The organism is Streptomyces silaceus, from assembly GCF_001419745.1.
Lineage (GTDB): Bacteria > Actinomycetota > Actinomycetes > Streptomycetales > Streptomycetaceae > Streptomyces > Streptomyces silaceus.
Window position 1 is genome coordinate 40,337 of sequence record NZ_LIRJ01000004.1, and the last position, 9,042, is coordinate 49,378.

Consider the following 9,042-nt stretch of genomic DNA (forward strand, 5'->3'; position numbering starts at 1 on the left):
GAGACAGTTCCTCCGGGTCAGGCCGACAGTGCCAGGTCGGACGGGTAGATGCCGCGGTCGGCGTAGAAACGCATCTCCGCGGGCTTGGTCAACTTGCTGTCGACGACGGCCTGATACAGCGGCCGGTAGCGGCCCTGCACGTTGGACAGGACGGCCTTGGCGAAGTCGTGGGCGCGCGCGGCCCGCGCGTGGACCTCGTCGGCCTCGTCGGCCTGCACCTTGGCCTTCTCCGCCAGCGTGGCCAGCTCGGCGACCAGGTCGTCACCGCCCTCGACGCCCTTGCCTTCCTCGGCGAGCTTCTGGCAGTCGTCGGCCTGCTCGTGCGCCTGAGCGGCGAGCTGTTTCGTCGCCTCGGACACCTTGGCCAGGCCGTCGATGCGGGCCTCCAGGCGGCCCTCGTACTGGATGAAACAGCGCAGCTCCCCGCGGGAGATGCTCGTCTTGGTGAAGGCGTCTGAGGCCGGGAAGGTGATCCTCGACGCGTCGACGCCTTTCGCCTGGATCGGCGTGGGTTGAGACATGAACGGGTCCTCCATGGGCTCTTCGTCTTCGTCTTCGGCCGCGATCGGGAAGGGACGGTCGAGGTCGTCCGTGTCCTTCGCTGCGGGCTTGTCGCTCTTCGTCGTGGGCTGGTCGTCGTCCCGGGTCCGGCCTATGGGGCCGCTCTTCGCCGGGGTCTTGTCCCTGCCGCTCGGCTTGCCCTTGTGCTCGTCGTGCGCCTTGTCGAGGCGGTCGTGCTCGCGGGCGTTCTTGTCCTTCTCGTCGCGCCAGCCATCGCGGGCGCCGTCGGCGTACGCCTTGACGTGGTCGACGACGCGGCGCGCGCGGCCGCCGTCGCCGTGCCCGATCTCGCGGGACTTCTGGAGCGAGGGTCCCTGCTGCTTCCCGGACTGCCCGGCGCCGTGACCAACGCTGCCGGACGAGGAGGGCGAGTCCTTGCCGGGCTTGCCGTCCTTGCCCTGCTTCCCCGGGCCGCCGTCCTTGCCCGCCCCCGAGGCCCCCGAGCCCTTCGAGCCGCCGGCGCCTTGCCCCTTCGGCCCGCCAGCCCCGGACCCGGACCCGGATCCGGATCCCTTCGGGCCCGAGCCGGACGCCCCCGACGCCCCGGAGCCCTTCGAGCCGGGGCCGGACTTGCCGTCCGACTTGGACCCGGCACCGCCACGTCCCCCGCCCGACGCGGGCGCGTCCTTGCGGAGTGGGACCTTCTTCCCGCCGCCGGAGGCGCCACCATCCGCGCCACGCTGCGCCCCCGACTTCCGGTCCCCGGAGCCGGACGTGCCGCCACCGCCAGCGCCCTTCGAGCCGCCACCCGTGGCGCCCTTCGGGCCCGACCCGGAAGCGTTGCGCGTGGCGCCACCGGACGACGTCCCCTTCCCGCCGCCCGTGGCGTCCTTCCTCGGACTCTTCGTGGCGCCCTCGGACCCGCTCCTCGTGGCGCCCTTCCCACCGCCCCCGGTGGCGCCGCCCCGGTCCGTGCCCGTGGCGCGGCCACGGCCGCCGCTCTTCTCCGGAGCGCCACCCTTCCCGGACCCTGCCGGGCCCTTACGGCTGTCCGTCCCGGCACCGGACGACCCGCGCCCGCCACCCTTGTCGGACCGGCCCGCAGGGGAATTCTGCGCACTCCCATTGGACTGCCGAGGGGGCGGCACGTCCTTCTTCGAGTCCACTTTTCCGCCGCCCTTGTTCTCCGGCGTCTTCCCATTCGGGGCAGGCGAAGGAGCCGGTTTCGGCATCGGCGCACTGGAATGGTTCACAGACACCTGACGCGACTCTTTCAACTGCCGCGCTTGCGCCTTCGCTTTCTCTACGTCCAGTCGCTTGTTCGCCGTGCCGCCGCCACGCCCCCACCGCTGCAGCGCGGCCACGACCAGCGTCCGCAGGATCCCCGGAACCTGGCCCCGCGGCCCGGCCGGCGGCCGGTCTTCCCGGTACGGGGTGCCGTGATAGTCGGCGGACGAGCCCGCCGTATACGTTCCCTGCGGATCACCCGCGGGCGCGGCCGGGGCCTCGGGGGTCGGCCGGGCGGGTTGCACGGGGCGCAGCATGGACGCGATCAGCCCCTCCTCCCGGATCGGCCCACCGGGCAGACCGGCATCCGGAGAAGCGGGCGGGCCGGGCGCGCGCGGGGGCGCCGTGTCGGTCGCCATGAATCCTCACCTTCCGGCTACCTACTCCCTACCTACCGCCCCGAAAAGCCCCGCTCACCGCACGCATAGGGCCGTGGGTGCGGGCTCTTGAGGCCGGGAGGTAGGGAGTAGGTAACTCGATCAGTACTCGTAGTACGAGGTCCGGCGGCGGCCCAACTTCGCGAACGCCGCCACCCCCAGCGCGACCACACCGACCCCGGCCAGCAGCCCGGTGGACACGGCGGTGCCGGAGTCCGAGCTCTGCGCGGAGGCGGCGGCGCCCATGTCATCCCCCGACACGGTGCCGGCGTATTGGGCGCGGCAGTCGTTCACCACGTCCCGGTAGGACGGCTCGCCGATCTTGGCGCCGTTGCCCTTCACGCACGCATCGACGTCCTGCTGGCGTGCCTTCGCCTCGTCGCGGCCGGACTCGGCGGCCCGGTTGACCTCCCGCAGGCGTTCGAGTTCAAGCTTCTGCGCCTTCAGGTCGTTCTCTGCGGCGTTATCGGAATGCACCTGATACCCGATGAGACTGCCGCTCGCGAGAATGACGGCACCGGCAGCCAATGCGACTTTGCGGCGCTGCAATCCAGACTTCTGGACGGGCCCGCCGTACGGGCTCTGTTCGTTCTCCATAGCCGTTCCAATTCAGCTGATAGCGCGGACGTTGTCGGAGCCGAGAGCAGCCAACTCGGGATGCTGTGCCTCGATCTCCTTACGGATCTTCTGAGCGAACTGGCGCGAGTCGAAGGGAGACTTGATCGCCTTCAGCTCGTCGACCATCTCGCTCTCCAGCGGGCGCCTTCCGAGCTCGGTGTAGAGCGCCTTGATGGCGTCGACTGCGTCGCCACGGGTGGCGGGTGCGCGGCGCCTCGTGCGCGTCGGCCGTGGCGCCCCCGTGGCGGGCACCGTGGCGCCCTGCCGGGTGGCGTGGGGCGTCGGCTCGTGGCGCTCCGGGACGGTCGGCCGTGGCGCTGTGGCGGGCTCGGCCGGAGCGCCCTGCGAGGCGCCGGGCGCGGCGGGCTGCGGCGCCGGCCGGGGCGCCATCTGCCGCAGCTGCGCCTCGACTTCGCGGCGCCGAGACACTTCCTCGCGGCGCTTCTGCTCGGCGTCCGCAGAAGCCTTCGCCGCCGCCGCGAGACGCTCCGCGATCTCCACGGCCTCACGCTCGCGGGCCTGCTCGCGCAACCGCGCCTCCTCGACGGCCCGCTCGTCGGCCTCCCGCTGCCCGCGCTCGATCTCCGCGAGCTGCGCAGCCACCTGCGCCTCGGCCAACCGCCGGGCGCGCGCCGCTTCCTCGTCGCTGGCCTGCTCGGCGGCCGCGATGCGCTTCAGCTCCGCCTGCTCCTCGCGCTGCTGACGGATCCGCTCGGCATGCTCCTGCTCCGCCACCCGGAGGCGCTCCTGCTCCTCCTCCTGGCGGGCTTGCTCGGCGCGACGCTGCTCCTCGGCCTGCCGGCGCGGCGCGTCGAGCGTCTCCTCGATCGGGACGCCCACCCGCGACAGCCGCAGAGCGAGCCGCTCCGTGGCGAAGCGGGAGTTCCGCCACCAGAACCAGCCGTGCTCGGCACGGAGGCGGGCGCGGAACACGGTGGCCTCGCGGCGATGGTCGACCACGGCAGCGAAGCCGTGGGCCTCCCACAGCCGCATGTACCGCCACATGATCAGCGTCGAGATCGGGGCCAGCGCCCACCGGATGCGGCGGATCTTCTCGATGCGCTGCCCGGTCCGGGCGCCGATGTACGAGGCGTACACGTGCCCGGCGATCTCGCTGAACACGACCCAGAGCAGGGTGAGGACGGCGTGCCCGATCTGCCCCGGCAGGGTGCTCGCCGCCGACCAGTTCAGGTACACGGTTGCGCCGGTCAGCAGCTTCGGCACCCACGCCACCCACGCCAGCGGCATGTCGATACGGATCAGCAGGAGCGCGGTGATGGTGAACGCAGGGATCGACAGGTCGATGCCGGTGGGCAGCATCCACGGCCAGTCCCACCCCCACAGTCCGGCCCGGGTTGCCAGGGCCTGGAAGCTGGAGAGGAGGCCGAGGACGGACACGGTCGTGGCGAGCAGGCAGGCGACCGCGACGAGGCACTTCTCGGCGCGTGTCAGGCCGGGCGGGGCGGTGGTGCTCACGCGCGCCCCCACCCGAGCTGGACGCCGTGCCGCAGCTGCGTCACAGCCCACCGGAGGAGCGCGGCCGCGGCCGCGATGCCCAGCAGCGCAGCGCCCGTGGGCGTCGTCAGCAGCCAGACCGCAACCTCGACGCCTGCGATCAGGAGCCACGCCAGCACGGCCACCGCGATCGGCAGCACCTGGAGCAGGGCCTCGACCGCGAGCCGGAAGGCCGACGGGCAGGCGATGAGGAACAGGATGCCGAAGATCAGCGCGAGTCGCGGGGCGCTGACGCGGAGGAGGCTCTTCATGACGGTGTCCGTCCTGAGTCGGGTGCGAGTGGATCGTCAGCCGTCGGGCCCGTGCGAGACGGGCTCGACGGCCAGCTGGTCAGTCTTCGTCGGGGCCGGTGACGGGCTTCCCGGAGCGGATGTAGGCGCCGCCGCGGGCCATCTCGCCGAGCGTCATCGTCTGCCTGATCACCTCGGCGGTTTCGTCAGAGTCCTTCGTGACCATCGCCGCAGCCACCAGCTCCTGCGCGCATTCTTTGTCGGTGCGCTTGAACATGACGGGCTCCTTCGTGTCGGTGGATGAAGTGGTGCGTGCCCCGGGGCGGATTCGATCCGCCGCCCTCACGGCAGGTAGCGGGGCTGATGTTCAGGGGTGCAGGGCGCGGCGGAGCGCGGTGTGCTTCTGGCGGGCCAACTCCCCGATCCGCGCCACCTCGGCCTCATCGACCTGGCCCGGGGCGGGGGCGGCATCACCGAGCGCCAACACCAGCCGGCGGGCCTCCTCCACCGATGCCAGAAGGTCCTGGTCGTCGGTGACGGCGTGCACGCCGTCGATCGCCTCGGTGAACGTGCTGCGGGCCTCGTACCGGCCGTCGATCGACTCGTAGGTGTCGTCGCGGCCCATGCGCCGGGCGCGGATCTTGCGGTACTGCTGGTCGCGGAAGCGGACGTAGGCTCCCAGCAGGTTGCGGACTGCCTCGATGAGCTCGGCCCGGCGACGCTCCGCCTCCTGCCGCTCCCGCTCGGCACGCGCCCGACGTTCACCGATCAGCGCTTGCAGCAGCACGCCGGACAGCGCGGAGACCAGAGCGGCGGCGGCAGCAACGATCGCGCCGGTCATCGATTCATCTCCATGCCGTGGACGCGGTCCTCGTGGTCGACCTCGGCGTGGTGGGCCTGAGTGCTGGTGTAGTCGGCGGCGGCGCGGCGCAGCAGTTCGGGGGCGTCGGCCTGCGGGTCGGTGGCGACCGGCTGCGCGGGGCTGGGCTGCTCAGGGAGGTGATCGGTACGCTCGGGCATTGCCTGCCCTTTCGTCAGAGTGAGGGTGGGCGGCCCCGACCCATATGGAGTGGCGACTCCCGGGCCGGGGCCTTGTTGTTGATCACGGACGGAGAGGATCCCGCACCGTTGTGTAGTCAAGCTACACGCGTGTAGGGTGACTACACAAGACGGTAAAGGCAATCCTCCTCCCCATCCCGGAGAGGGACGGATATGGACGACCAGTCGGAGGAGGTGCGGCGCGTGCGCGAAGCCATCGCCGCCGTAGCGGTAGACATGCCGCCCGCAGAAAGAGCCCGTCGGCTGGACGCTGCCATGGACGCCGCGCGCCTGGAGTGGAGGCGGCGCCGGCAGGAAGCGGCACGAGAGATGCAGGCGGACGGAATGACGCTCCGGGAGATCGCGAAGGAGATGGGCATCAGCTTCGGCCGCGTGCGCCAGATTCTCGCCGAAGACGTTGATGACGGCGCGGAGGCGTAGCGGTGGATGATCTCGTGCAGTGGCTCGGCGAGCAGCTCGACATCGACGCAGAGGCGGCGCGGCTCGGAGTGCTGGAGTAGGCAGACGTGCGGCCGCCTCGCCGGGCGGCGACTCTGGGGGTATGGCTTCCACCACGCCTGTAGTGATCTATCCGCCCGACGAGGACGGCGGCCGCCGCGTGCGGGTCGACGGCACAATCCTCGGCCGCGCCTACTCCGTGCGCGACATCGCCGCGTTCATGCAGGAAGCCGGACTCCAGGAGTGGGACGAGATGGACGTCGTGCGCTCCCCGCTCATCGACTGGCGCGGCGGCGGCCCGGACGCATGGGTGCACTGAGCGGCCCGGTTATCCACAGGCACACTCGTTCCCGCGGCCCTCGCTCTACCGTGACGCCCCTGTGGATCACAAGGGGGCGTTATGCACAGGGTGGAGCTGTCGTGCCAGGCCGACGCGGTGATGGTGATGCTGCCGGACGACGTGCACGAGGAGGTGCTCGCCGTCATCGACTCCGTGGCGGACGCCCCGGACACGCGACCGGGGCCGGTCGTGGCGTTCGGAGTGTCGAGCTGGGTCACGTGCAGAGCGGCGCGCGGCACCGTCGAGGTGCTCGATGTGGGGTGGACAGATTGAGCAGTCCAACTGGATGCCCGGAAGCGCTGGCCTACTCGCCCTCGTCGCCGACGACTCGAAGGCGCCGATGCCGTTTCCACTCATCCACCGACGCCATGAGCTCCTCATCGGTCAGTCTGTCGGTCTCCTCGGTGCGTGCAAACACGGCGACGGTCGTGCCCCCGCCGTCCTCGTCACGGCTGACGACACGCGATCGAACACTGGGGTTCTCCTGAGCCACGTGCCGGGAGACCAGTTGCTCGTCCGTCATCGCATCCACTTCCGGAGTGCGCTTCAACGCAACGATGCGGCGCTCGTCCTTGCTCGGCCAGTACTCGTACGCGCGGTAGTCATCGTTCTGCGTCGACATGGACCCTCCCGTGGTGCGTGGGGGGTACAGGCTGCTCTGAGGTACGGACGGGGGTCAATACCTCGTTCGTACTCGGGTGGAGACGCCGTGGCGTGTACGCGCCTGGCGCACGCGGCTGCCTCGTTCCCCTCGACCTCAGACCGTCGTAGCGTCGGCTTACTGATGGTTTCAGAATGAAGTCTGCTGTGAGGCTTGGCAGTTGGGTGATGTAGGGGCAGGGTTGGTGGAGTGCCTGCTGACCTTGTGCCTGATGACTTGTGGGAACGGGTGGCCCCGCTGTTGCCGGCTCGTCCGGCCAGACGGCACCGGTATCCCGGGCGGCTGCCCGCGGACGATCGTGCTGCTCTGCGGGGCATCGTTTACGTGCTGTGCAAGGGCGTGAGCTGGCGGGACGTTCCGTCGGAGCAAGTTGGCTGCAGCGGTGTGACGGCCTGGAGACGTCTGCGTGACTGGACCGAGGCCGGTGTCTGGCCGCAGTTGCACGAGGTACTGCTGTGCGAGTTGCGGGCCGCGGGCCTGCTGGACATGGATGACGCCGCCATCGACGCTTCACATGTCCGGGCCCTGAAAGGGGGGCTCACACCGGACCTTCGCCGGTCGACCGGGCACGGCCCGGCAGCAAACACCACCTGATCGTCGACCGGTACGGCACACCCCTGGTCGTCTCGTTGACCAGCGGAAATCGTCATGATGTCACGCAGCTCGTGCCTCTGCTGGATGCGATGCCCCGGATCCGCGGTGTCCGCGGACGGCCGCGACACCGGCCGGGCCGGCTCTTCGCCGACCGCGGCTACGACTTCGACATGTACCGCCGAATCCTTCGAGCGCGTGGCATCACACCAAGGATCGCGCGCAGAGGCACCACCCACGGTTCTGGACTCGGCAGGACTCGATGGGTCGTCGAGCGGACCTTCGCGTGGCTCCACCAGTTCAAACGCCTGCGGATCCGCTACGAAACACGTGCTGATCTCCACCTCGCACTGCTCCAACTCGCCTGCAGCATCATCTGCCTGAGACGCCTACGAACCTCATTTTGAAACCATCAGTTAGCGCGGGCGAGCGTCAGCTGCGAGCGGCCCGCCCGCGCCCTCTCATGGGCCGGACCGACTTGATCTCGGCGTGGTAGTAGATGTGCCGCCCGCCGCCCTTGGCTCGGATGGACAGGCCGCGCTCGCCCTGTCCGAGGAAGATGCCGCGCTTCGGTCCCTTGATGGCCCACCGGTGCAGCTTCAGCTTCACCTCCTGGCCCACAAGGTGTGTGCGGTCGGGTAGTTCGTACTCGCTCATGCTGCGATCACCTGTCCCTCCGACCAGATGCGCCCGCATCCCGTGCAGTGCGCGAGCGGCGCCCGTCCCTCGCCGCCGTGAACGTCGATTGCACCACCGCAATTCACGCACGGGCGCTCCAGCGTGAGGCGCTGCGCGGCGATGTCGAGGGCCCGCTCGACACGCTCGGCCGCGCCCGCTGCGACGACGCCGATACGAGTCCGCTGCCCGTCGCTGAGGGCGGTGAACGGACCGCCCTTCCGCTCGACGCGCGCCAACAACCACAGCGCGGCGTACGGCGCCGTCCTCTGCCCGGTGTACCTCCACCGGCGGGGGTCGAGCGCGTCCGCCCGCGCGAGGGCGTCGCGGCGCGCCCGGTCGGCGGCCGGCCATCCCCGCGGGGCGTACGCCATCGGGGAGCGCTGCACGACTGCGGCGGTCTGGTCGGCGCAGTCGACGAGGGCGGCCTCGACGGCGCGCATCGTGTCGAGGACGGACAGGCGTACCGGGACGGGCCGCTCGCCGAGGGCTTCGGGGTTGGAGTCGGCGCGCTCGGCGGCGCGGGCGAGGGCGGCGTCCATGAGGGCGCGGTCGGTGTCGAGTTCGTCGAGGCGGGCGAGGTAGCCGCGGAGGCCGAGCCCGAACGCGCCGATCTGCGGCGGCTGTCCGGCGGCTTCGTGGAGGTCGTGCCAGTGGAGGGCGATGGTGCGGAGGTGGGTGGCGGTGGTGGTCATCGTGGGTGCTCCTGTGGTGCGTGGGGCGGTACGGTGATCAGCACCTGAGGGGCGT

Annotated in this window: 14 protein-coding genes; 4 read left to right on the forward strand and 10 right to left on the reverse strand. The window is 70.8% G+C overall.

The window, feature by feature from the left end; genetic code table 11:
- Window positions 1–17 precede the first annotated feature (17 nt).
- The 7 genes from AOK22_RS39235 to AOK22_RS00580 form a co-directional block, all read right to left on the reverse strand.
- Window positions 18–1,667: a hypothetical protein gene (locus AOK22_RS39235; protein WP_055696508.1), complete on the reverse strand. Its 1,650-nt coding sequence runs from the start codon at window positions 1,665–1,667 to the stop codon at window positions 18–20.
- Window positions 1,668–2,267: 600 nt separating this feature from the next.
- Window positions 2,268–2,762, reverse strand: a complete 495-nt coding sequence (locus AOK22_RS00560; RefSeq protein ID WP_157872132.1) for a hypothetical protein — start codon at window positions 2,760–2,762, stop codon at window positions 2,268–2,270.
- 12 nt (window positions 2,763–2,774) lie between these two features.
- Entirely contained in the window at window positions 2,775–4,259 is a 1,485-nt protein-coding gene (locus AOK22_RS00565; RefSeq protein ID WP_157872134.1) for a DUF2637 domain-containing protein, read from the reverse strand.
- Entirely contained in the window at window positions 4,256–4,549 is a 294-nt protein-coding gene (locus AOK22_RS41240) for a hypothetical protein (RefSeq protein ID WP_055696511.1), read from the reverse strand. The genes AOK22_RS00565 and AOK22_RS41240 overlap by 4 nt, the downstream gene beginning before the upstream one ends.
- A gap of 79 nt (window positions 4,550–4,628) precedes the next feature.
- The gene (locus tag AOK22_RS41245) at window positions 4,629–4,805 is read right to left on the reverse strand and encodes a hypothetical protein (RefSeq protein WP_157872136.1); all 177 of its coding nucleotides are present in this window, start codon (window positions 4,803–4,805) and stop codon (window positions 4,629–4,631) included.
- Window positions 4,806–4,895: 90 nt separating this feature from the next.
- Window positions 4,896–5,369 carry a hypothetical protein gene (locus tag AOK22_RS00575; protein ID WP_055696512.1) on the reverse strand — a complete coding sequence of 158 codons (474 nt, stop codon included), beginning with the start codon at window positions 5,367–5,369 and terminating at the stop codon, window positions 4,896–4,898.
- Complete coding sequence (locus tag AOK22_RS00580) at window positions 5,366–5,548, reverse strand: hypothetical protein (RefSeq protein ID WP_055696513.1); 183 nt, start codon at window positions 5,546–5,548, stop codon at window positions 5,366–5,368. The genes AOK22_RS00575 and AOK22_RS00580 overlap by 4 nt, the downstream gene beginning before the upstream one ends.
- A 192-nt stretch (window positions 5,549–5,740) precedes the next feature.
- On the opposite strand from AOK22_RS00580, the gene AOK22_RS00585 reads away from it, so the two are divergent.
- The 3 genes from AOK22_RS00585 to AOK22_RS00595 all read left to right on the forward strand — a co-directional run bounded on the left by AOK22_RS00585 (window position 5,741) and on the right by AOK22_RS00595 (window position 6,638).
- Window positions 5,741–6,007 carry a sigma factor-like helix-turn-helix DNA-binding protein gene (locus AOK22_RS00585; protein ID WP_055696514.1) on the forward strand — a complete coding sequence of 89 codons (267 nt, stop codon included), beginning with the start codon at window positions 5,741–5,743 and terminating at the stop codon, window positions 6,005–6,007.
- A 121-nt stretch (window positions 6,008–6,128) separates the two neighbouring features.
- Window positions 6,129–6,344 (forward strand): hypothetical protein, encoded by a 216-nt coding sequence (locus tag AOK22_RS00590; protein ID WP_055696515.1) that lies wholly within the window; start codon window positions 6,129–6,131, stop codon window positions 6,342–6,344.
- An 81-nt stretch (window positions 6,345–6,425) separates the two neighbouring features.
- Window positions 6,426–6,638 (forward strand): hypothetical protein, encoded by a 213-nt coding sequence (locus AOK22_RS00595; protein ID WP_055696516.1) that lies wholly within the window; start codon window positions 6,426–6,428, stop codon window positions 6,636–6,638.
- A 31-nt stretch (window positions 6,639–6,669) separates the two neighbouring features.
- Here AOK22_RS00595 and AOK22_RS00600 read toward each other — a convergent pair whose 3' ends face one another.
- A complete protein-coding gene (locus tag AOK22_RS00600; protein WP_055696517.1) occupies window positions 6,670–6,987 on the reverse strand; it encodes a hypothetical protein in 318 nt (105 codons plus the stop codon).
- 228 nt (window positions 6,988–7,215) lie between these two features.
- Here AOK22_RS00600 and AOK22_RS39240 point away from each other — a divergent pair.
- A protein-coding gene (locus AOK22_RS39240; RefSeq protein ID WP_167357814.1) for an IS5 family transposase occupies window positions 7,216–8,024 on the forward strand; the annotation gives its coding sequence in 2 pieces (ribosomal slippage) (window positions 7,216–7,555 and window positions 7,555–8,024; 810 coding nt in all).
- A gap of 25 nt (window positions 8,025–8,049) precedes the next feature.
- On the opposite strand, the gene AOK22_RS00605 is transcribed toward AOK22_RS39240, so the two are convergent.
- Entirely contained in the window at window positions 8,050–8,274 is a 225-nt protein-coding gene (locus tag AOK22_RS00605) for a hypothetical protein (protein ID WP_157872138.1), read from the reverse strand.
- Window positions 8,271–8,987 carry a hypothetical protein gene (locus AOK22_RS00610; protein WP_055696519.1) on the reverse strand — a complete coding sequence of 239 codons (717 nt, stop codon included), beginning with the start codon at window positions 8,985–8,987 and terminating at the stop codon, window positions 8,271–8,273. The genes AOK22_RS00605 and AOK22_RS00610 overlap by 4 nt, the downstream gene beginning before the upstream one ends.
- Window positions 8,988–9,042 lie beyond the last annotated feature (55 nt).

Bases quoted from the DNA above. Each gene is read 5' to 3' on its own strand.
- AOK22_RS00560 (WP_157872132.1), bottom strand. From the start codon at position 2,762: ATGGAGAACGAACAGAGCCCGTACGGCGGGCCCGTCCAGAAGTCTGGA.
- AOK22_RS41240 (WP_055696511.1), bottom strand. From the start codon at position 4,549: ATGAAGAGCCTCCTCCGCGTCAGCGCCCCGCGACTCGCGCTGATCTTC.
- AOK22_RS41245 (WP_157872136.1), bottom strand. From the start codon at position 4,805: ATGTTCAAGCGCACCGACAAAGAATGCGCGCAGGAGCTGGTGGCTGCG.
- AOK22_RS00575 (WP_055696512.1), bottom strand. From the start codon at position 5,369: ATGACCGGCGCGATCGTTGCTGCCGCCGCCGCTCTGGTCTCCGCGCTG.
- AOK22_RS00580 (WP_055696513.1), bottom strand. From the start codon at position 5,548: ATGCCCGAGCGTACCGATCACCTCCCTGAGCAGCCCAGCCCCGCGCAG.
- AOK22_RS00585 (WP_055696514.1), top strand. From the start codon at position 5,741: ATGGACGACCAGTCGGAGGAGGTGCGGCGCGTGCGCGAAGCCATCGCC.
- AOK22_RS00590 (WP_055696515.1), top strand. From the start codon at position 6,129: ATGGCTTCCACCACGCCTGTAGTGATCTATCCGCCCGACGAGGACGGC.
- AOK22_RS00595 (WP_055696516.1), top strand. From the start codon at position 6,426: ATGCACAGGGTGGAGCTGTCGTGCCAGGCCGACGCGGTGATGGTGATG.
- AOK22_RS00600 (WP_055696517.1), bottom strand. From the start codon at position 6,987: ATGTCGACGCAGAACGATGACTACCGCGCGTACGAGTACTGGCCGAGC.
- AOK22_RS00605 (WP_157872138.1), bottom strand. From the start codon at position 8,274: ATGAGCGAGTACGAACTACCCGACCGCACACACCTTGTGGGCCAGGAG.
- AOK22_RS00610 (WP_055696519.1), bottom strand. From the start codon at position 8,987: ATGACCACCACCGCCACCCACCTCCGCACCATCGCCCTCCACTGGCAC.